The sequence below is a fragment of the Alloiococcus sp. CFN-8 genome, assembly GCF_049943125.1.
Lineage (GTDB): Bacteria > Bacillota > Clostridia > Clostridiales > Clostridiaceae > JAEXZL01.
Map to the genome: position 1 here is coordinate 3,355,167 of NZ_CP188040.1, position 22,472 is coordinate 3,377,638.

The window sequence follows — 22,472 nt, forward strand, 5'->3', positions numbered from 1 at the left end:
GGTGAATATTCTATGGCAAATAAAGACTATTATGGAATCCTTGGTCTTGAAAAAGGTGCCAGTGAGGAAGAGATTAAAAGAGCATTCAGAAAACAGGCAGTCAAGTACCACCCGGACAAAAACCCAGGTAATAAGGAAGCCGAAGAAAAGTTTAAGGAATTAAACGAAGCTTATCAGGTGTTAAGCGATCCACAGAAGAAAGCACAATATGATCAATTTGGTACTGTAGATTTTGATGGTAGTGGCTTCGGTGGAGGAGGCTTTGGCGGTGGTTTTGATTTTTCTGATCTAGGTGGCTTTGGAGATATATTTGAGACCTTTTTTGGAGGCGGTTCTGGTGGCTCACGAAGAAGAAACGGGCCAGAGCGTGGGGGAGATTTAGAATATAGTGTAAATCTCACTTTTGAAGAAGCTGTATTTGGAGTTGAAAAAGAATTAAACGTTACTCGAAATGAAAGTTGTGAAACCTGTAGGGGAACTGGTGCAAAGCCTGGGACTAGTCCTAGAACCTGCGATAAATGTAACGGTTCTGGACAGGTAAGAACTCAAAGGAATACTCCTTTAGGCAGCTTTGTATCTACCTCTCCTTGTGATAAGTGTGCAGGTAAGGGAAAGATTATAGATTCCCCTTGTGGTACTTGTCATGGCAGAGGGAAGGAAAGAAAGCACAGAAAAATAAAGGTAAATATTCCTGCAGGTGTAGATAGTGGCAACATTATTCCTTTAAGAGGCCAGGGAGAGCATGGCGCTAATGGTGGACCTCCTGGTGATTTATATGTAAGGATAAGTGTTTCTCCTTCTAAGGTATTTAAGAGAAAGAATTTTGATATTTATATCGACTCTCATATTTCCATGGCAAAGGCTGCTTTGGGAACAGAAATCACTGTGCCAACTGTAGATGGAGATGTAAAATATACCGTTCCTTCAGGAACTCAATCAGGTACTCTCTTCAGATTGAGAGGAAAAGGAGTTCCTAGGGTTAACTCATCAGGTCGTGGAGATCAATACGTTAATATAATAGTTGACATTCCAAAAACTTTAAATGAAAGACAAAAGGAAGCTCTAAAGGCCTTTATGGAAGCTTCTGGAGAAGCTTTTGAGGATCATAAGGAAGAAAAAAGCCATAAAGATAAGAAGAATAAAAAGGGCTTTATGGATAAGATTTTTGGAGAATAAGAGGCAATATATTGCCTCTTTTTTTATTTACGTGTAAAATATACAATTAGAAAATCTCTTTGGAAGGATGATTTGTGTGCAGGGAAAATGGATTGAAGTGCAGGTTATAACTAAAAGTGAGGCTTTAGAGCCTGTTTCCGGAATATTTTATAGTATGGATTGCCAGGGGGTCGCTATTGAAGACCCTAGAGATATTTTAGATAGAGAGCAGGGACCTCTAACCTGGGATTTTGCTGATATAAATATATTAGAGCATAAGGGCGCTGCTGCTGTAGTTAAGGGCTATTTTAGCGCTGATGAAAAAGAAGAGGAAATAGTAAAAATAATTGAAGAAAAACTAAATGATTTGAAGGAAATGCAGCTGGATATTGGTGAAGGAAAGGTTATATCCACTGTAGTGAAGGAAGAAGACTGGGCTAATAACTGGAAGAAATATTATAAGCCTACAAAGATAGGAAATAATATGGTTGTTAAACCAATTTGGGAAGATTATACTGCGGAGAAGGATGAAATAATCATTGAATTAGATCCAGGAATGGCTTTTGGTACAGGAACCCACGAAACTACTAGAATGTGTATTGAGGCTATAGAGAAGTACACCCATAAGGATAGCGTTGTATACGACATAGGAACTGGCTCAGGGATATTAGCTATAGCAGCTTCTAAGCTTGGAGCTAAAGAGGTGTGGGCTGTCGATTTGGACCCAGTTGCAGTAGATTCTGCTCGTGAAAATGTAGCGCATAATAATATTAATAACATTCATGTGCTTGAAGGAAACTTGGTTGAGGTTGTGGATGGTCAAGGGGATATAGTTGTTGCAAATATTATTGCTGAAATCATATGTATCCTTGTAAATGATGTTAAAAAGGTTTTGAAAAATAATGGAGTTTTTATCACCTCTGGTATTATTAATGATAGAGTGGATATGGTTAAGGATAAGCTCCTGGAAGAGAACTTTGAGGTTATTGAAGTTATTAATCAAGGAGAATGGAACTGTATCGTTGCAAAAGTAAAATAGTTATAAGGAGATTAATATGCATAAATTTTTTACTCCCAGTAATTTATTTGAAGATGAATATGCTTTTATAGAGGGGGACGACGTAAAGCATATATTTAAGGTTTTAAGACTCAGTATTGGCGATAAGCTTGTAATAAATAATCTTCAAGGAGAGGAATATTTAGGAGTAATAGAGGAATCTACAAAACAAAGAATAACTGTAAAGCTCCTAGAAAAGCTTGCAATTAATAATGAAAGTAATTTAAAAATTACACTTTATCAAGGGATGCCCAAAGCAGGTAAAATGGACTTAATTGTTCAGAAGACAACGGAGCTTGGTGTCAGAGCTATAGTTCCAGTGATAACTGATAGAGTTGATGTGATTTTAAAGGGTGAGTTTAAGAAGCTTGATCGCCTTCAAAGGATAGCACTTGAAGCTTCTAAGCAGAGCAAGAGAACCATCATTCCTGAGGTTTTAGAGCCGGTGTTATTGGAAGATGCTTTAGGAGAGCTTAAGAACTATGATTTGGTTATAGTACCCTATGAAAATCAAGAGAATTATGGTCTGAAGGCAGCTATAAAAAATATTAATATCAATACTATAGATAAAATAGCTATAGTTATAGGGCCAGAAGGCGGTTTTACAGAAGAGGAAATAAATTTGCTAAAAGATATAGGAGCAGAGATTATAACTCTTGGACCTAGAATTTTAAGGACTGAAACGGCAGGAGTTGTAACTGCATCACTGCTTCAATATGAAATGGGAGATTTAGGAGGAAGGAAAGAATGAAGGTAGCCTTTGCCACTTTAGGCTGTAGAGTAAATACATATGAATCAGAAGCTATGGCTGAAAAGTTTATCCGTGAAGGATATGAGATGGTTGATTTTTCGGAGAAAGCTGATGTTTATGTTATAAATACCTGTACAGTAACTAATATGGGTGATAAGAAATCCAGACAGATAATAGGTAGAGCAAGAAGATTAAATCCAGAAAGTATTATAGCTGTTGTAGGGTGCTATTCTCAAATAGCACCTAAGGAGGTTAGTAATATAGAAGGAGTAGACGTAGTACTTGGTAACAGAAATAAAGGAGAGGTAGTTTACTGGGTAAATAGGTCTATAGATGAAAAAAAGCAGATAGTAAAGGTAGGAGAAATTCTTAAAAATAAGGTTTTTGAAGAGCTTTCTATAGAAAATTTTCAAGATAAGACAAGAGCTTTTTTGAAAATACAAGACGGCTGTAATCGCTTTTGCAGCTATTGTTTAATTCCTTATGCTAGAGGTGGAGTGTGCTCAAAGCCGAAGGCTAAGATTCTAGAAGAAGTAAGAAAGCTATCGAATCATGGCTTTAAAGAAGTGATTCTATCAGGCATTCACATAGCTTCTTATGGTTTAGATTTAGAGGAAAAGATAACTCTTGTGGATATTTTAGAGGAATTAGAGAAGGTTGATGGTATTGAAAGAATTAGAATAGGTTCAATTGATCCAACTTTCTTCACAGAGGATACTGCTGATAGGCTTGCTGCCTTAAAAAAACTATGTCCTCACTTTCATTTATCCCTTCAGAGCGGCTCTACAGAAACCTTAAAAAGAATGAATAGAAGATACACTGCAGAGGAATATAAAGAGATAGTTGGACTTTTGAGAGAAAAGATAAAGGATGTGAGCATTACTACCGATGTGATTGTTGGATTTCCTGGTGAAACATCAGAAGAATTTAATGAAACCTATGAGTTTTTAAAGGAATTAGCCTTAACTAAGGTGCATATATTTAAGTTTAGTCCTAGAACAGGAACGAAGGCTGAGAAGATGGCCAATCAAATAGATGGTAAAACAAAGGACGAGAGGAGTAAGCTTCTTCAAGAATTAAATGATAAAAATGAAAGAAGCTATGGAGAGAGCTTTGTAGGAAGAACCTTCCCAGTTCTAATAGAACAAAAAGCTTCTCTGGAAGAAAATTTATACTCAGGGTATACTCCAAATTATCTCAATATAGTGGTAAAATATAATGGAGATAAGGATATCATAGGCAATATTGTAAATGTGAAAATACAAAGCTTCAATGGAGAAGTAGGTCTTGGATTAATTATACCTTAATAAAGTTATAAGGAGGTGTGTTATGGATAATTGTATATTTTGCAAAATTATAAACGGTGATATACCATCGCAAAAAATCTATGAGGATGATAAGGTGTTAGTGTTTAAAGATATCAACCCAGAAGCTCCTGTGCACATATTAGCTATTCCAAAGGAACATATAGAAAGTGTTAATGAAATCAATGAAGAAAATTCATTAATTATAAATCATATATTCCTTGTTATTAGCAAGGTAACAAAAGACCTTGGGATTGATAAGACTGGCTACAGAATAGTTAATAACTGCGGTAAGGATGGATTACAAACGGTACCTCATCTGCACTTCCATGTTTTTGGAGGAAAAACATTAAAATGGCCTCCAGTATAATTTATAACTTAGAGGCATAAGTTGTATTTTTAAAACTTATTAAGATTTTGCTTTATGTAATTCTTGACAGTAATTTATACTCTATAGTATAATTAAGCGTGTGCTATTTTACCCGAAGGCTGTTATATTGTTATATAATATGAGCTAGCGGAGGGAGGGATAATAGATGTCAGAAATCAAAGTTGGAGAAAACGAAACACTAGAAAGTGCATTAAGAAGATTTAAGAGAAAATGCGCTAGAGCCGGAGTTCTTTCAGAGGTTAGGAAGAGAGAGCATTACGAGAAACCAAGCGTTAAGAGAAAGAAAAAATCAGAAGCTGCTAGAAAGAGAAAGTTTAAATAAACTTTTTTGAAAGAAGGTACCATTAATGTCTATTAAGGGAAAACTTCAAGAGGATTGGAAGCAAGCGATGAAGACCCGCGATAAGTTTAAAGCGAGTACCTTAAGCACTGCTAGATCCGCTATACTTTTTGTTGAAAAGACCAAAGGGATAGAACTTGAGGATTCACAGGTTATCGAGATATTAGCAAAAGAAGTTAAACAAAGAAATGAAGCTGTGCTTGAGTTTCAAAAAGGAAACAGGCAGGATCTTGTAGATAAGGCAAAAGCTGAAAATGAGATTTTGTTAAGTTACCTTCCTCAGCAGTTGAGTAATGAAGAAATATATGAGATAATAGAACAGTCTGCAGTTGAAGCGGGTGCAAATAGCATTAAAGATATGGGTAAGCTTATGAAACTAGTTATTCCAAAAACTATTGGAAGAGCTGATGGTAAATTAGTAAGTGCCCTAGTTAGAGATTATATAAATAAAAAATAAGTATAGAACTCACATTCATGTGAGTTCTTTTATTTTGCAATAAAATACCCTGGATTATACTTGCCTGCGATATTATATATTAAACTGCTAAGGATAGTTTCTATTATAGTAGGTGCATAATTTTTGTTGGAGTTAATTTACATATAATAATGAGCGTTGATATGCATATGAAGATAGGCGTAAGAGAAGATAGAGGTGGGATGAATTAAGTGTATATGCACAAGAAGACGTGCATATACGAACTTAGCGGTGTTTGTGAATTAAGTGTATATGCACAAAGAGACGTGCATATACGAAGATTAAGGTGTTTATGAATTAAGTGTATATGCACAAAGAGACGTGCATATACGAAGATTAAGGTGTTTATGAATTAAGTGTATATGCACAAGAAGACGTGCATATACGAACTTAGCGGTGTGATGAATTAAGTGTATATGCACAAAGAGACGTGCATATACGAGAACAGAGGTGCATATTTTATACCATACTACCTAAAGGGGTGAGATGGTTGGAGGAGAGAGTGAATAAATTTAAGGAAGCCTTGGCTGAGAAGATGGAGATACCAAGAGATGTTGTAATGAATGTACCTAAGATTACGGTGACCGGCGATAGTGATATGTTGATTGAAAATCATAAAGGAATTGAAGCTTTTCATGAAAAGATGATCCAAGTTAATTCTAAGCTAGGGGTTATAAGCATTGAAGGCGAAGGACTGGAAATTGTATATATTGGAGGAGCAACCTTAGCTGTGAGAGGTTCTATTAATAAAATATATTACGGGGAGAAAAAAGATGTGGCTGAAGAATTTAAATAGAGGAAGTGTACTTCTTGAAATAAGCTGCATGCTTCCAGAGAAGCTTATTAATACCTTGTGGCTCAAAGGTGTAGAATGTAAAAATATATGTAGGCTTAATCTTACCACTTATACATTGGAGATTTACTATAAGGATTATGGTAAGTTTAAAAGTACTTGCAAGGAACAGGGGGTTAAGTATAAGCTTTGCGGCAGAAAAGGACTGGCATTCTACTATATGAAGATAAAGAGAAATATAGCTCTAACAGTAGGAGTAGTAATATTTCTTATGGTACTTTATCTTTTGTCTAACTATGTGTGGTCTGTGGAAATAAAGACTGATAAATATATTGCACCTTATGAAATTAGAACATTTTTATATTCCGCTGGAATAAAACCCGGTGTAAAAAAGGAAGCTTTAAATGTTAAGGATATCGAAGAAAATATTTTGAAGAAAATAGACAATGCAATGTGGGCTAGAGTGCGGATAGAAGGTTCCCGTTTAAGGGTTAGGATTGAGGAAAGGACACCACCACCAGAGATAACTAAAAATGAAGGGACCAATGACGTTATAGCTTCAGAAGATGGAGAGATTGTGAGAATATATACCCATAAAGGTACAGCAGTGGTTAAGCCAGGGGACCAAGTGAAAAAGGGACAGTTACTTATAAAAGGCGTAGAAGGTAAGGAGGGCTTAGAATACCAGGTTTTTGCTGAGGGGACGGTTTTAGCCAAAACCTTTGAAGAGAGCCACTTAGACGTTAAAACTGAAGAGGTAACAGAAGCTTATACAGGAGATAAGGATAGCAGTGTTTATATATATATTAAAGGATTAAAAATTTATCTTAAAAAGCCTACTAAAAAATTCTTAACCTATGATAAAATAGAAGATAGTAATGGCTTCATTAGAAAAGTTGTTTTTAAAGAAATAGAACAAAAGATTAAGATAACAGATGAGGAAGAAGCTGAAAAAAATGCAGCAGAAAAAATGACTAGAGAGAAGCTTCAGGATTTAAGTAAGAACTCACGTCTTTTGGATAGTATGGTTTTTTCTGAACCAACAGAAATGGGCTTAAGAGTTAGAGTTCTTTTTATTATTGAAAAGGATATTGCTATAAAATCTGAAGCCAATTAAATAGGGAATCAAGAGGGTGGCACAAGATGAAAATAAAGGAAAGGCTTAATGTACTTAAGCTTAAGAAATATCAAAGGTTCTTGATCATTATAATCTCATTTGTATCAACAGCTAGTATTATAATGACTTCTCTAATAAATCAAAAATACAGTTACGAAGTAGGGGATATTGCTAATGGCGATATCAAAGCGACTCGTGAAGTGGTGGATCAGATCGCTACAGAGGCCGCTATAAAGCAAAAAATCAGTGAGGTGGATAATCAGTATATTCAGAAGAAGGATGTCCCTACTAATGCTGTTAATAATGTAAGAAGCTTTATTCAGGAATTAAAGAAAGCTAGGCAGATTGCTTCTGTAAATCAGACTCCAGAATCACAGGAAAATCTGAATGAAGCAGAGAAAATTAAAGCGGAAGCTATAAAGAAGTTAAAAGAGACCTGGAAATATAGTTTGAGTGGTGAAGATTATTCTTATCTTTTCGCCGTATCTAATGACGAATTAACCTCCTTTGAAAATGAAATAGTCAACGCTATTAATGAAGTTTATAAGGATAATATTGAAGATGGAAAGTTAGCTGACAAGATAGATGCCCAACAAATAGTAGATTCTGTGCTTAATATTTCTCAGCTAACGAGCAATCAGCGGAATTTAGCTAAAATAATTGCTTATGCTGAAATTCAGCCGAATTTATTTTTGGACGAAGAGGCTACTGCAGAGTTGAAAAAAATAGCAGAGAGTTCGGTGTCTCCTGTAATAATTAAGAAAAATCAAATTGTTGTTAGTGAAGGAGAGCCAATTACTGAAAAGCAACTTATGATACTAGAATCTTTAGGTCTACTAAGTACATCCAGTGCTGATATAATTTTATTTATTGCAATTACAATTCTAGTTGCTTTAATACTTTTTTTAGAATATTTCTATCTCTTTGTTCATCAAAAAGAAATTTTTAATGATAATAAGCAACTTATACTTATAGCAGTAATACTGGGTATATCGTTAATTTTAGCTAGATCTATATCAATTATTAGCCCATATATAATACCGCTAGCATTAGGGCCAATGCTTTTGACCCTGCTGATCAACTATAAGGTTGCGTGCATTTTGGGGGCTTTAAACTGTGTCCTCATAAGCGGTGTGGTGGATTTTTCAATAGACATAACCTTGTCAGCAGTAGTTTGTACTATTATGGGTGCAATATACCTTAGAAATATGCATCAGAGAAATGATATCATGAAATCTGGTGTTTATATAGGTTTTGTTAGTGCGGCAACAGTTATAGCTATAGGATTTTTGACATCAAATAATACTCTGGAAATACTCAAGGGAGGCGGCTTGACCTTAGCATCAAATCTCTTTGCTGGAGTTCTGACAATAGGACTACTTCCTTTTTTTGAATCGACTTTTGATGTAGTAACGGTAGTAAAATTATTAGAGCTATCTAATCCTAATAATCCTCTTCTGAAAAAGATATTAATTGAAGCTCCAGGAACCTATAATCATTCCATACAGGTTGCAAATCTTGCTGAAATGGCAGCGGAGGAGGTGGGAGGAAATCCAGTACTTGCTAGAATAGCATCCTATTATCATGATGCCGGAAAGACCAAGAGACCATACTTTTTTAAGGAAAATCAGATAGGTAGAGATAACCCTCACGATAAAATATCTCCTAATTTGAGCACACTTATTATAACCTCCCATGTAAAGGATGGCTTGGAGCTGGCTAAAGAATATAATTTACCTAAGGCAATCCAGGATGTAATTGAACAGCACCATGGCACTACGCTTGTAAAATATTTCTATATTACAATGAAGAATAATTCTGATAGACCAGAAGAAGTAAAAGAAGAAGATTTCAGATATCCAGGTCCTATTCCTAACACAAAGGAAAGTGGAATAATAATGCTAGCTGACAGTGTAGAGGCAGCGGTAAGATCTATTCCTGAGCCTACTAAAGGGAAGATAGAAGAAATGGTTAATAATATTATCAAGGATAAATTAAATACTGGACAGCTAGATGACTGTAATTTGACATTAAAGGATATAAATAAAATAAGACAATCCTTCTTAAAAACCTTAAATAGCATGTACCATTCAAGAATTGAATATCCTTCGCTAAAAGAACAAACAAAAGGAGAAGTTTTATGATATACATTGATGATAGACAAGATAAAATCACAGTTACAGAGGAGTTAATTGATAATTTACAAGATGTGATAGCTTTTACTCTTAAAGAAGAGGATGTGACTGTATCCTATGAGGTAAGCGTTATTTTAGTGGATAACAGCTATATTAAAGATATTAATCGGGAAAATAGAGGTATTGATAGAGAAACTGATGTTTTATCCTTTCCTCTACTTGAATATCCAGAGGGAAAAGTATATTCTGATATATACAAAGGGAAGAATTTTTCACCAGAATTTCTCGATGGTAAAGATCTCGTTCTTGGAGATATTGTTTTATCCCTAGAAAAAGCAATGGAGCAAAGTCTAGACTATGGTCATTCATTTATGAGGGAAGCTTGCTATCTCACTGTTCACTCGGTGCTTCATCTCTTGGGGTATGACCACATGAAGGAAGAAGAAAAAAATATTATGAGATTAAGAGAAGAGTCGGTGCTTGATGCCTTTAAGCTTTCTAGAGCTTAACTCTTATGAGGGTGGTAATTAATGAAATTTAAAAAGTTATTAGATAGCTTTAATTATGCTATAGAAGGTATTTTGTATTCAGTTAGGACCCAAAGGAATATGAGAATCCATATGATTGCTACACTTCTGGTGCTTACTGCCTGCTTTATGTATGATATCAGCAAAGTAGAGCTTCTTATAATAACAATTACCATCACAATGGTAATTGCCACTGAGTTGATAAACACAGCTATAGAAAGTGCTATTGATGTGACTACTAATTATTATCATCCCCTGGCAAAGGTTGCTAAAAATACTTCTGCAGGAGCAGTATTGGTTACTGCTATAAACGCTGTTTTAGTAGGATATATAATATTTTGGGAACAGCTCACTGAGGTTTCCTTTACAGTTATTGAAAAGGTAAAACAAACAGAACCCTATATGATATTTATAATACTAGTAATTGTTTGTATAGTAACAATTATTGTAAAAGCTATTTATGGTGAGGGCACACCATTAAAAGGGGGTCTACCCAGCGGGCACAGTTCTATTTCCTTTTCAATTGCTACAATAATAGCACTAATTACTGAAGAACCATTGCCTATAGCTCTAGCTTTTTTACTGGCTTTAGTAGTGGCCCAGAGCAGGGTGGATTCTAATGTTCATTCTGTACTAGAGGTGGTATTGGGGGCTATATTAGGTTCAGCTTTGACCCTATTACTTTTTCAAATATTTAGCTAAAATATGGTTAAAATATACGTAAAATCTATGGAGGAGTGTAAAATGGATATTAATGAGTTAGTTACTGGAGCGTTAGAAGCAAGGGAAAAAGCTTATGCGCCATATTCACAATTTAAGGTAGGAGCAGCTGTTTTAGTTGAGGATAATAGTATTTATAGAGGCTGTAATATAGAGAATGCATCCTTTGGAGCCACTAATTGCGCGGAGAGAACTGCTATTTTTAAAGCTGTGTCAGAGGGGCATAAGGCTATAAAGGCTGTTGCTGTTACCGGTGATCCCAATGGATATACCTTTCCTTGTGGCATTTGCAGACAGGTAATTGCGGAATTTGCTGAGGATGGTAATATACCAATAATTATTGTTAAAAATAAAGAAGATTACATTACTAAAACACTAGATGAAATTTTACCAGGTTCCTTTACAAAAAAGGATCTTAATAGCTAAGGAGGAAATATGTTTAAGTCAGGATTTGTTACAATAATTGGAAGACCTAACGTTGGAAAATCAACATTATTGAATCAATTAATGGGTGAAAAACTCTCAATTGTATCTAGTAAACCTCAAACTACTAGAAATAGCATGAATATTATACTTAATGGAGATGATTATCAAATTGTATTCGTTGATACTCCAGGTATTCATAAACCTAGACATAAGCTGGGGGAGTACATGGTTAATGCCGCTAAGGATGCAGCTAAAGAAGTTGATCTAGTTCTTTTTTTAACCACCCCAGAGGGCGAGGTTACAAAAAGTGATGCTCTGATACTTGAGGATTTAAAAAATAAAAATGCTCCGGTATTTTTGGTGGTAAATAAGGTGGATGAGAATACCCAGGATAAGGTAGCAAAAACCTTAGCTTCCTACAGTAATATCATAACCTTTGAGGAGATAGTACCAATCTCTGCCCTAAAGGGTAAGAATATCAATACTCTTCTAGAACTTATGATCAAAAGACTACCAGAAGGGCCTAAATATTATCCTGATGATATTACTGCAGATGTTCAAGAAAGATTTATTGTAAGCGAGATAATAAGAGAAAAGGCCTTAAGGCTTTTAAATGAAGAAGTTCCCCATGGAATTGCTATTGATATTATTCAAATGAAAGAAACAGATAATAATTCTTATCACATTGAAGCTGATCTAGTATGCGAAAAAGATTCTCATAAGGCTATAATAATCGGAAAAAACGGCCAAACCTTAAAGAAGATCGGACAATACGCTCGAATGGATATAGAAAAGTTTTTAGATAGTAAGGTTTACTTAAAGATTTTTGTTAAGGTTAGAAAGGATTGGAGAGACAATCCACTGTTTCTGAAAGAGTTTGGTTATAAAAAGAATAAATAGTCCTAAGGAGATGATAATCTGACAGCAATTGAAAGTCATGGAGTAATTATAAAGGCTCAGGACTATAAAGAAAATGATAAATTATTATGGATATTTACCGAGAAGTTTGGCAAAATTACTGCTATTTCTAAGGGATCTAAAAAAAATAAAAATAAACTCATGCCTTTAAGTATGCCCTTCTCCTTTGGACAATATATGCTTTTTAAAGGCAAAAATTTATACAATCTAACGGATGGGAGAATTATTAGTTCTTTTCAGGGTCTGCTTAAGGATTTTGAAAAACTGACTTATGGATCTTACCTCTGCGAGCTTATAGATATATCTCTTCCGGAAGGAGAAGTAAATCCACTTCTTTTCAAGGAGTTGGTTACGGCTCTATATTTATTAAATACTGATGCTTTAGAAAATGAGGTGCTTATAAGAGCCTTTGAGCTTAAGCTCTTAAAATACACTGGCTATGGTTTAAATTTGACTTCCTGTGCTAGCTGTAAAAAAGCAATCAGTACTTCAGAATACATAAATGTAAATTTGTATGGTGGAGTTTGTGAAAGCTGTTCTAAAATTAATACTGTAGAAGTTTCTAAAGGTGCATATAATACTCTTAGATTTTTATCAGGGACCTCCCTTGACAAAATATATAAACTTAATATTACCAGAGAGGCGAAGGATGAAATTAAAAAAATTTTAACCTATATAATTGCTACAAGCTATGGTAGAAAGCCAAAAAGCTTGGAGCTATTAAATAACTTATAAGGAGTGATATCATGGACATAACATTAGAAAAGGTAGAACAAGTTATTTCAAGAACTGGAGCTACCTATGGTGAAGCAAAGGAGGCTTTAATTGCATCAGAGGGTGATGTTTTAGATGCTATTATTTATCTAGAAAGTAAAAAAGGTTTTTCTGAAAAAAGTAAAAAGTTTAAAGAAGAGGCTTTTAACAGCTTTGAGGATCTTAAACAAAGAATTAACGGCATAATAGAAAAAGGCAATGTATCAAGAATAGTTGTAAAAAAGGAAGATAGAATTTTAGTAGATGTTCCAGTTAATGCCGGAGTAGCGGTAGGTGTTATAGCACTTATCTGGACTCCGATAATTTTGGCTATAGGTTTTGTTACCACTGTCGCCTTTAATCTTACTTTTGAAATTACTAAGGAAGACGGTTCTGTAGAAGTGATTAATGCAGTAATTAAAAAATCTATGAAAGACGCACAGGGGGTCTTCAATGATCTTGCTGACAATGTAAAAAGTAAGTTCGATGATATGAAAAGCAGCATAAGAAAAGAAAATGATGAGAAATCTGATAAATATGATGAAAATATGTATACCTATACTGTTGATTTTAACGATGAAGACAGTGATGTAAATAACGATAGCAATGAGGACAATAAAGGGGAGTAATCCCCTTTTGTAGTACCTTACAATAATTCTATAAGCTAATTGAACTATATGTAGATTATTCGGAAGACTATTAAATTTACTAATATTTCTCTTTTAATTATTTTTTAAAATGTTATAATAATGTATAGGTCGTTATCATAGTGACGTTTGTGTATACTTTTTCAATTAGCTAGAAGGATGTGAGGGTATGAATTTAAGCTCTAGACAAGAGAAGATTATAGATATGGTAAAAGAAGCTCAGCCGATAACCAGTGAAGCTTTAGCGTCCAACCTTGGCGTTACTAGAGCAGCTTTAAGACCTGATCTGGCTATATTGACTATGACAGGGATATTAGAAGCAAGACCCAAGGTAGGATATATTTATACCAACAAGCCTTATGGAGGCTTTGTATATGATTATATCATGAAGACTACAGCGGATTCTGTGATGTCTAAACCTGTTTCAGTAGAAGAAAATACTATGGTATATGACGCAATATTAAACCTATTCCTGCACGATGTTGGCAGTTTAACTGTTGAAAGTAACGGATTTCTTATCGGAAAGGTTTCTAGAAAAGACTTTCTAAAAATCACTATGGGTTCAGCAGATCTTCATAAGGTTCCTGTAGGAGTAATAATGACTAGGATGCCTAATTTAATTACAGCAGAACCAAAGGAAAATATTTATGAGGTGGCTAAAAAAATTATCCATCATGAGATTGATAGTGTTCCAGTAGTGAAAAAAGAAATTCATAACGGTAGAGAACAGCTGAAGATTTTAGGGAAGGTTTCCAAAACTAATATCACTAAGCTTTTTTTAAAGCTCTGTGAACTAAAATAGTAAGCTCTCAGGTGTTAAAACACCTGTTAGTACACATAAATTATAACGAATGGAGGAATTGTCAATGGATAAGAAGTTTGTATACCTTTTTAGTGAAGGTAACGCATCCATGAAAAATTTGCTCGGTGGTAAAGGAGCTAACCTTGCAGAGATGACAAGCTTAGGTATTCCAGTACCTCAAGGCTTTACTGTAACCACTGAAGCATGTAATAAGTATTATGAGGATGGTAAGGTTATAGCTCAAGAAGTTATTAATCAGATAGAATCGAAAATGAAGGAGCTTGAAAATATTACTGGAAAAGAATTCGGTAATGTAGAGAAGCCTCTATTAGTATCTGTAAGATCCGGTGCAAGAGCATCTATGCCTGGTATGATGGATACTATATTAAATCTCGGTCTTAATGATGATACTGTTGAAGCTATGGCTAAGTTAACAGGAAATCCAAGATTTGCATATGATTCCTATAGAAGATTCATACAAATGTTTGCAGACGTTGTAATGGGTGTAGAAAAGAGATTATTTGAAGATTTAATGGATAAAATGAAAGAAGAAAAGGGAGTTCATCTTGATACAGACCTTGATGCTGATGATTTAAAGAAGCTTGTTGGTCAATTCATGGAGCTCTATAAAAAAGAAAAGGGAGAAGACTTCCCAACAGATCCAAAAATGCAGCTTATAGAATCTGTTACTGCTGTATTTAGATCATGGGACAACCCTAGAGCTAATGTTTATAGAAGGCTTAATGATATACCTTCTAGCTGGGGAACAGCGGTAAATGTTCAGGAGATGGTTTTTGGTAACAAGGGTGAAACCTCTGGTACTGGAGTTGCTTTCTCAAGGAATCCAGCTACCGGTGAAAATAAGGTATATGGTGAGTATTTAATGAATGCACAGGGTGAGGACGTAGTTGCTGGTATTAGAACTCCACAACCTATTGATCATCTTGAAGAGCAAATGCCTGAAATTTACAAGCAATTTGTTGATATAGTTAATACTTTAGAGAAGCATTATAAAGATATGCAGGACATGGAATTTACCATTGAAGATGGAAAGCTTTATTTCCTTCAAACAAGAAATGGTAAGAGAACTGCACAAGCTGCTTTAAAAATAGCTGTTGACCTAGTGGAAGAAGGAATGAACACTAAGGAAGAAGCTATATTAAAGGTTGATCCAAAGCAGTTAGATACACTACTTCACCCAGCTTTTGATCAAGAAGGTTTAGATAATGCTACACCTATAGCTAAGGGACTACCAGCTTCACCAGGAGCTGCTTGTGGTAAGATTGCCTTTACAGCTGAAGAAGCAAAGGATAGAGCTGCTGCAGGAGAAAAGGTAGTACTTGTTAGATTAGAAACTTCACCAGAGGATATTGAAGGAATGGTTGCTGCAGAAGGTATCCTTACAGTAAGAGGTGGAATGACATCTCATGCTGCTGTTGTTGCTAGAGGAATGGGAACCTGCTGTGTTGCTGGCTGTGGTGAATTAAAGGTAGATGAAGTAAATAAGACAGTAACTGTAAATGGAAAAACATATACATCTAATGATTATCTATCCTTAGATGGAAGTACCGGTAATGTATATGGAGAAGCTTTAAATACAGTAGCTCCAGAGATATCCGGACATTTTGAAACCTTAATGAACTGGGCTGATGAAATCAGAGCATTAAAGGTTAGAGCAAATGCTGATTCTCCAAGAGATGCAAAACAAGCTGTAGAGTTTGGTGCTGAAGGAATAGGTCTATGCAGAACAGAGCATATGTTCTTTGCAGAAGATAGAATAGCTGCTGTTAGAGAAATGATAGTATCTAAGAGTGAAGAACAGAGAAGAAAAGCATTAGATAAGATTCTTCCAATGCAGAGAGAAGACTTTATAGGTCTTTATGAGACTATGGAAGAAAGACCGGTTACTATAAGATTCTTAGATCCACCACTACATGAGTTCTTACCTCAGATTGATGAGGAAATTAAAGCTCTTGCTAAAGAGATGGGACTAACCTTCGAAGAGTTGAAGGCAACTATTGAATCACTTCATGAGTTTAACCCAATGATGGGTCACAGAGGCTGCAGACTTGCTGTTTCATATCCTGAAATAGCTGAAATGCAGACAAGAGCTGTTATTGAAGCTGCTATCCAGGTTAAGAATAACAAAGGCTTTAACATAGTTCCAGAAATAATGATACCTCTAGTAGGTGAAATAAAAGAGCTTAAGTATGTTAAGGATATAGTGGTTGCTACAGCTAAAAAGGTTATAGAGGAAAATGGCGTGGAATTAGATTATCAAGTTGGTACTATGATAGAGATTCCAAGAGCTGCTCTTCTTGCTGATGAAATAGCTAAGGAAGCAGAATTCTTCTCCTTTGGAACTAATGACCTTACTCAGATGACCTTTGGTTTCTCCAGAGATGATGCTGGTAAGTTCCTTCAGGATTATTATGAAAAGAAGATATACGAGCAGGATCCATTTGCTAAGCTTGACCAGTCTGGTGTAGGTCAGTTAGTTCAGATGGCAGCTGAAAAAGGAAAAGCTACAAGAGCTAATATTAAATTAGGTATCTGCGGAGAGCACGGTGGAGATCCAAGTTCTGTAGAATTCTGCCATAACATTGGCTTAAACTACGTATCTTGTTCACCATTCAGAGTTCCTCTTGCTAGACTTGCGGCTGCACAAGCACAGGTTAAGAATAAGAGATAAATATAAAAGGCCCTTCGGGGCCTTTTATTCTCTATATTACCTCATATTAAAATGATAGTTTGCTTCTAATATTTTTTTAAAGTCTTTCAAAAACTTAAGGTGAAATTCATCATGTTCCACTGCTTTTGTTAGCAAAGAAACGAAGGCAGTTTTATTACATTTATTAAAATTGTTATAATAATCTCTGGATATTTTCCAAAATTTTTGCGGAAAACATAGATAAATATAAATATATTTCAAGTCATCTGGTGTTAAGGGATTAATACTGCTATATGCTGATATGCAATCAGCTGCTAACTCAATATTCCAGCGGGTATTACTTCTTTTTAATAGCCGTCTTAAAAAATAACTTAAATCATGAGCACAATAATCTATTGAACATTTATCGAAATCAATAACCCATATCTGATCATTTTTATCAAAGAGTATATTTTTGTTAACATAGTCTAAATGGCATAAAGAGGTAGATAAATTTGATATGTCTATGGTAGATGCTATATCCGTTGATACAGAAGCCAGTGTATAGTTATCTCTATAATGGTCTAAAAATACTTTTGAGAATTTATCCTTTTTGCTCAAAGCCTCGCTATAGCATTGAATGATATTTTCAGTATGTTTCATTACTGAAGCATAAATATCATCCTTTTGTACTCTTTTTGTACTACCTTTAATAGGAATAAAACCTTTTGTACTTTTGTGCATAAAGGCTAAATTTCTACAGGATTCCATCACTTGCGCTCTGTTATCATAATTGCATTTCTCTCCTTCAATCCAAGGAGTAAGTATAAAAAGCATGCTATTGTAAGCTACATATCTACCACCATCAAGGGTAGGCAGCAGCTTAGGAACACTTATGCCATTCCTACTAAACCATTCTAGTGAAGAATATATAAATCTTAAATCAGATATTGAATAGTAAACTTTTTTTAAGCAGTAAGCTTTAGAAGCTGTCTCAATTTTATATACAGCTCTTTGTTTATCTGTGTCTTTGAACTTTATCTGTGTTATGTAGGATTTTTCCAATCCATAGGATTTAAGAATTTTCTCTCTTAATATTTCTTGAGAGAGAAAACTATAATCCATTTCTTTTATTATTTCTGTCATACTGATGCTCCCTCCCAAAATATCTATAATAGAAATATATTAATTTGGTCTGGAAAATATACTAATAATGGATATATGATGTAAAATATTAATTATATTTAAAAATGAAGGATTTAAAGGTGATTTGTAGAAATAAATATATAGAGGTGTAAAATATGAGTATAAGGGAAAAAATAGAGAAAATTGAAGAGTTGACTTTGATAAAAGAAGCTGCGTTATCTAAGAATTCCACTGGAAGAGAAAAGTATGAACCTTTAGATGAGACTAGAACTGCATATATGGTGGATAGAGATAGAGTAATTCATTGCAAATCATTCAGAAGACTTATGCATAAGACACAGGTGTATATTAAAACAACAGGAGATCACTATAGAACAAGATTAACTCATACCTTGGAGGTTTCTCAGATAGCTAGAACCATAGCAAGAGCCATAGGACTAAATGAAAACCTTGTTGAGGCTATTACCCTTGGCCATGATTTAGGTCATGTTCCTTTTGCTCATAATGGAGAAGAGGTATTAGCTCAGTTTTTACCTAAGGGATTCAAGCATAATGAACAAAGTGTTAGAGTAGTACGTTTTTTAGAAAAGGATGGAAGTGGACTAAATTTAAGTAATGAAGTCATTGATGGCATATTATACCACTCTGGTTTCTCTAAGGCATCAAAAAGAGCTTCAACCTTAGAGGGGCAGATAGTAAAGTATAGTGATAAAATTGCTTATGTTAATCATGATATTGATGATTCAATTAGAGCTGGTCTTCTGAGGACTCAGGATCTTCCAAAAGAAAGCATTAGTATTCTTGGGGAAAGTCATGGGAAAAGAATCGATACACTGGTTGGAGATATTGTGAAAACAACGGTTAATAATATCAGTAATGGGAAAATTGAAGTTAGCTTAAGTCCTGAAGTTGATAATGCGCTGTATAATTTAAGGAGTTTTATGTTCAAAAATATATATAATGGTGCTTTTCTTAAGGAAGAAAGAGATAAGGCAAAGTTCATATTATGTCAGGTGATTGACCACTACTATAAAAATCCTGAAAAGATGCCAGAGCTTTACAAGCAGGTTGTGGAAAGAGAAGGACTAGAAAGAGGAGTTGCGGACTATATAGCAGGGATGAGTGACGACTATTGTCTGGTGCTATTCAATAAAATTTTTGTTCCTAAATTTGTTATTTATTAAGTTAATAAGGATAAATAAGAGAGTAAAAGGGGTAAACTATTTTTAATGAAGAATTTATTAACAAAAATAAGAAGGATATTTATATTTAATACAGAATATATAATAAGGCAAAAGCATAAAATATATTTTTTTAAAACCTAAGAAGGAATGAAAGATTTCTTGTCGAATATATTTAAGGCTAAAATTACAATTGTTTTATGAGATGGGTGGGAAATAAGTTGGCTATATCGGAGGAATTAATCCAAAAGATTAAGGAAGAAAATGATATTGTTGATGTTGTCTCCGAAATTGTTAAGCTCAAAAGATCCGGGAGAAATTATTCTGGATTATGTCCATTTCACAAAGAAAAGTCTCCGTCCTTTAGTGTTTCCTCTGATAAACAGATATACAAATGTTTTGGCTGTGGGGAAGCAGGAAATGTTATAACCTTTGTTATGAAGACAAAAAGCTTGAATTTTGTAGAGGCTGTAGAGCATTTAGCCAATAGAGCCAATATCGAGTTCAATATCACTAAAGGTAAGGATCAGGATAAAAAAGAGCTCTTATACAAACTTAATGTAGATGCTGCTAAATTTTACTTTAGAAACCTTTTTAATAATAAAATTGCTAAAGACTATTTTCTTAAAAGAGGAATAAACGAAAGTACTATCAGGAAGTTTGGACTAGGATATTCCTTAGATAATTGGAACGGTCTGCTGTATTATCTTAAGAAGAAAGGCTATAAAGAAGAGCAGCTTTTAGAAAATGGTTTGATAATTAAAAGCAGTAAGGGGAATTATTATGATAGATTTAGAAATAGAATAATTTTCCCTGTTTTTGATTATAGAGGAAAAGTTATCGGTTTTGGAGGCAGGGTGTTAGATGATTCAAAGCCTAAATATCTTAATTCTCCTGAAGGACCGATTTTTACAAAGGGCACACAGCTCTATGGTTTAAATTTTGCTATTAATAATATAAAGGATAGCAGAACTTTAATTATAGTTGAAGGTTACATGGACTGTATTGCTCTTTATCAAAGCGGAATTACTAATGTAGTTGCTTCTTTAGGAACTGCTCTTACAAACTCACAGGCAAAGCTCATAAAAAGATTTGCTGATAAAGTTATTATATCTTATGATGCTGATTTAGCAGGTCAAATGGCCACTTTGCGAGGGTTGGAAATACTACGAAAGGTTGGGCTAGAGGTTAGAGTTCTTACTGTACCGGAAGGAAAGGATCCTGACGAGTTTATTCGAGGAAAGGGAAAAGAAGCTTTTATTGAACTGATTAATAATTCTCTACCATTAATTGATTACCGTTTAAAAAAGGCTAAAGAAAATCTTGATTTAACTAAAAGCTCTATGAGAATAGAATATGGAAAGAGAGTAACTGAAATTCTTGCAGAACTAGATCCTGTAGAAAAGGATGTATATATAAAATTGATTTCTGAGGAATCAGGAATTAGAGAGCAGGCGTTATATGATCTTTTAGGGGAAAAATTACATACTTCCTCTGAGGATAGTGCTTCAATGAATAATATGGAAGAAAATGGACAAAAATTATATATAGAACCAGCCTACTTGAAAGCTGGGAGAGCACTGCTTAAAATTATGGCAAACATTGATGAATATTATTCACTTATTTTAAGTAATATTGAAAACACAGGATTTATATTAGAAGAGCATAAAAAAATATATGACCTTATTCTTGAAGCAAAAAATAATAACGAGGATGACATTTCAAGATATATTGAAGGTCATTGCAATGATGCAAGAACGATTAAGGAATATGTTTTGATACAAGAATTGGAATTAGATGAAGGGGACATTAATTACAATAAGTTGCTTAATGACTATATATATCAAATAAAAAAGAAAACCTTAGAAGAAAATAAGAGAAGCATTCTTCAAAGACTAAAAGATATGGAGAATAAGGGTATGATTGAGGAGTCTCTTAATCTAGTAAGAGAGCTAAAGATGATTGAGCAAAAGCTCGTTAGCTTAGAAAGGGGTAATGGTTAATGGCGGAAGGAGGTATTAACATGAAAGATAAAAAAGATGAGAAGCTGACTAAAGATAAAAACGCCAAGGACAAAAATAAGGATACCATGTTAAAAGATAAGGGGTCTAAAATGACCCTGGTGAAGAAGCTCATAGAAAAGGGTAAAAAATCAGGAAGTCTCACATATAAAGAAATAATGGATGAATTAGAGGAAATTGATTTAAATCCAGAGCAAATTGAAAAAATTTATGAAGTATTAGAATCCATGGGTATTGATGTTATAGGGGATATTACTGATAGCGAAGATACTGAGGAGGATTTAGACTTAACAGTTCCAGAAGGAATAGCAATTGATGATCCAGTTAGGATGTATTTAAAAGAAATAGGAAAGGTACCTCTTTTATCATCAGAGGAAGAGATAGACTTAGCTTTAAGGATAGAAAATGGAGATCAGATAGCAAAAAAGAAGCTAGCAGAAGCAAATTTAAGACTTGTGGTGAGCATAGCTAAAAGATATGTTGGAAGAGGCATGCTGTTTTTAGATCTAATTCAGGAAGGTAATCTTGGACTTATTAAGGCAGTAGAGAAGTTTGACTATAGAAAGGGCTTCAAGTTTAGTACTTACGCAACTTGGTGGATCAGGCAGGCAATTACAAGGGCTATTGCTGACCAGGCTAGAACTATAAGAATACCTGTTCATATGGTAGAGACTATCAACAAGCTGATTCGTGTGTCAAGACAGCTTCTACAGGAACTTGGTAGGGAGCCCTTAGCTGAAGAGGTGGCAGCTCAAATGGATATGCCTGTTGATAAGGTTAGAGAAATCATGAAGATCGCTCAAGAGCCAGTTTCTCTTGAAACTCCAATAGGAGAAGAGGAAGATAGTCACCTGGGAGATTTTATACCTGATGATGAAGCACCTGCACCAGCTGAGGCTGCAGCTTTTACAATGCTCAAGGAACAGCTTATAAATGTACTGGATACTCTTACTCCTAGAGAAGAAAAGGTTCTTAGACTTAGATTTGGCCTAGACGATGGAAGAGCAAGAACTCTTGAAGAAGTAGGAAAAGAGTTTAACGTAACTAGAGAGAGAATTAGACAGATTGAAGCCAAGGCTTTAAGAAAGCTAAGACATCCAAGCAGAAGTAAAAAACTTAAGGACTACTTAGATTAGCACCTTTATATAAAGGTGCTAATCTAT

General features: G+C 34.6%; 22 protein-coding genes. 21 read left to right on the forward strand and 1 reads right to left on the reverse strand.

Annotation, left to right across the window (positions count from 1 at the left end; genetic code table 11):
• Window positions 1–12: 12 nt before the first annotated feature.
• The 18 genes from dnaJ to ppdK all read left to right on the forward strand — a co-directional run bounded on the left by dnaJ (window position 13) and on the right by ppdK (window position 17,003).
• Window positions 13–1,176, forward strand: coding sequence for a molecular chaperone DnaJ (dnaJ, locus tag ACPWSR_RS15740; RefSeq protein ID WP_426349178.1), 1,164 nt, complete (start codon window positions 13–15; stop codon window positions 1,174–1,176).
• 76 nt (window positions 1,177–1,252) lie between these two features.
• Window positions 1,253–2,194 carry a 50S ribosomal protein L11 methyltransferase gene (gene prmA, locus ACPWSR_RS15745; RefSeq protein WP_426349179.1) on the forward strand — a complete coding sequence of 314 codons (942 nt, stop codon included), beginning with the start codon at window positions 1,253–1,255 and terminating at the stop codon, window positions 2,192–2,194.
• A 16-nt stretch (window positions 2,195–2,210) separates the two neighbouring features.
• On the forward strand, window positions 2,211–2,963 hold the full coding sequence (locus ACPWSR_RS15750; protein WP_426349180.1) for a 16S rRNA (uracil(1498)-N(3))-methyltransferase: 753 nt from the start codon (window positions 2,211–2,213) through the stop codon (window positions 2,961–2,963).
• Window positions 2,960–4,270 carry a tRNA (N(6)-L-threonylcarbamoyladenosine(37)-C(2))-methylthiotransferase MtaB gene (gene mtaB / locus ACPWSR_RS15755; protein WP_426349181.1) on the forward strand — a complete coding sequence of 437 codons (1,311 nt, stop codon included), beginning with the start codon at window positions 2,960–2,962 and terminating at the stop codon, window positions 4,268–4,270. The genes ACPWSR_RS15750 and mtaB overlap by 4 nt, the downstream gene beginning before the upstream one ends.
• Window positions 4,271–4,292: 22 nt before the next feature.
• Window positions 4,293–4,637, forward strand: a complete 345-nt coding sequence (locus tag ACPWSR_RS15760; RefSeq protein ID WP_426349182.1) for a histidine triad nucleotide-binding protein — start codon at window positions 4,293–4,295, stop codon at window positions 4,635–4,637.
• 166 nt (window positions 4,638–4,803) lie between these two features.
• Window positions 4,804–4,980 carry a 30S ribosomal protein S21 gene (gene rpsU, locus ACPWSR_RS15765; protein ID WP_003441547.1) on the forward strand — a complete coding sequence of 59 codons (177 nt, stop codon included), beginning with the start codon at window positions 4,804–4,806 and terminating at the stop codon, window positions 4,978–4,980.
• A 25-nt stretch (window positions 4,981–5,005) separates the two neighbouring features.
• Window positions 5,006–5,455: a GatB/YqeY domain-containing protein gene (locus tag ACPWSR_RS15770; RefSeq protein WP_426349183.1), complete on the forward strand. Its 450-nt coding sequence runs from the start codon at window positions 5,006–5,008 to the stop codon at window positions 5,453–5,455.
• A gap of 520 nt (window positions 5,456–5,975) precedes the next feature.
• Window positions 5,976–6,269 (forward strand): sporulation protein YqfC, encoded by a 294-nt coding sequence (gene yqfC, locus ACPWSR_RS15775; protein ID WP_426349184.1) that lies wholly within the window; start codon window positions 5,976–5,978, stop codon window positions 6,267–6,269.
• Entirely contained in the window at window positions 6,247–7,383 is a 1,137-nt protein-coding gene (gene yqfD / locus ACPWSR_RS15780; protein ID WP_426349185.1) for a sporulation protein YqfD, read from the forward strand. The genes yqfC and yqfD overlap by 23 nt, the downstream gene beginning before the upstream one ends.
• A 26-nt stretch (window positions 7,384–7,409) precedes the next feature.
• Entirely contained in the window at window positions 7,410–9,527 is a 2,118-nt protein-coding gene (locus ACPWSR_RS15785) for an HD family phosphohydrolase (protein WP_426349186.1), read from the forward strand.
• Entirely contained in the window at window positions 9,524–10,027 is a 504-nt protein-coding gene (gene ybeY, locus ACPWSR_RS15790; RefSeq protein WP_426349187.1) for an rRNA maturation RNase YbeY, read from the forward strand. The genes ACPWSR_RS15785 and ybeY overlap by 4 nt, the downstream gene beginning before the upstream one ends.
• Before the next feature lie 21 nt (window positions 10,028–10,048).
• Entirely contained in the window at window positions 10,049–10,747 is a 699-nt protein-coding gene (locus ACPWSR_RS15795) for a diacylglycerol kinase (protein ID WP_426349188.1), read from the forward strand.
• Window positions 10,748–10,789: 42 nt separating this feature from the next.
• Window positions 10,790–11,191, forward strand: a complete 402-nt coding sequence (locus ACPWSR_RS15800; protein ID WP_426349189.1) for a cytidine deaminase — start codon at window positions 10,790–10,792, stop codon at window positions 11,189–11,191.
• A 9-nt stretch (window positions 11,192–11,200) separates the two neighbouring features.
• On the forward strand, window positions 11,201–12,091 hold the full coding sequence (era, locus tag ACPWSR_RS15805; RefSeq protein WP_426349190.1) for a GTPase Era: 891 nt from the start codon (window positions 11,201–11,203) through the stop codon (window positions 12,089–12,091).
• Between the two features lie 27 nt (window positions 12,092–12,118).
• Window positions 12,119–12,844 carry a DNA repair protein RecO gene (gene recO / locus ACPWSR_RS15810; RefSeq protein ID WP_426351400.1) on the forward strand — a complete coding sequence of 242 codons (726 nt, stop codon included), beginning with the start codon at window positions 12,119–12,121 and terminating at the stop codon, window positions 12,842–12,844.
• Window positions 12,845–12,855: 11 nt separating this feature from the next.
• Window positions 12,856–13,491: a DUF4342 domain-containing protein gene (locus ACPWSR_RS15815; protein WP_426349191.1), complete on the forward strand. Its 636-nt coding sequence runs from the start codon at window positions 12,856–12,858 to the stop codon at window positions 13,489–13,491.
• 187 nt (window positions 13,492–13,678) lie between these two features.
• Window positions 13,679–14,311, forward strand: a complete 633-nt coding sequence (locus ACPWSR_RS15820; RefSeq protein WP_426349192.1) for a helix-turn-helix transcriptional regulator — start codon at window positions 13,679–13,681, stop codon at window positions 14,309–14,311.
• Window positions 14,312–14,375: 64 nt separating this feature from the next.
• The gene (ppdK, locus tag ACPWSR_RS15825) at window positions 14,376–17,003 is read left to right on the forward strand and encodes a pyruvate, phosphate dikinase (RefSeq protein WP_426349193.1); all 2,628 of its coding nucleotides are present in this window, start codon (window positions 14,376–14,378) and stop codon (window positions 17,001–17,003) included.
• Between the two features lie 36 nt (window positions 17,004–17,039).
• Here ppdK and ACPWSR_RS15830 read toward each other — a convergent pair whose 3' ends face one another.
• Window positions 17,040–18,107, reverse strand: coding sequence for a CotS family spore coat protein (locus ACPWSR_RS15830; protein ID WP_426349194.1), 1,068 nt, complete (start codon window positions 18,105–18,107; stop codon window positions 17,040–17,042).
• A 155-nt stretch (window positions 18,108–18,262) separates the two neighbouring features.
• On the opposite strand from ACPWSR_RS15830, the gene ACPWSR_RS15835 reads away from it, so the two are divergent.
• The 3 genes from ACPWSR_RS15835 (at window position 18,263) to rpoD (ending at window position 22,445) form a co-directional block, all read left to right on the forward strand.
• Window positions 18,263–19,291 carry a deoxyguanosinetriphosphate triphosphohydrolase gene (locus ACPWSR_RS15835; protein WP_426349195.1) on the forward strand — a complete coding sequence of 343 codons (1,029 nt, stop codon included), beginning with the start codon at window positions 18,263–18,265 and terminating at the stop codon, window positions 19,289–19,291.
• A gap of 218 nt (window positions 19,292–19,509) precedes the next feature.
• On the forward strand, window positions 19,510–21,291 hold the full coding sequence (gene dnaG / locus ACPWSR_RS15840; RefSeq protein ID WP_426349196.1) for a DNA primase: 1,782 nt from the start codon (window positions 19,510–19,512) through the stop codon (window positions 21,289–21,291).
• Window positions 21,292–21,311: 20 nt separating this feature from the next.
• Window positions 21,312–22,445: an RNA polymerase sigma factor RpoD gene (gene rpoD, locus ACPWSR_RS15845; RefSeq protein WP_426349197.1), complete on the forward strand. Its 1,134-nt coding sequence runs from the start codon at window positions 21,312–21,314 to the stop codon at window positions 22,443–22,445.
• Window positions 22,446–22,472: the final 27 nt, after the last annotated feature.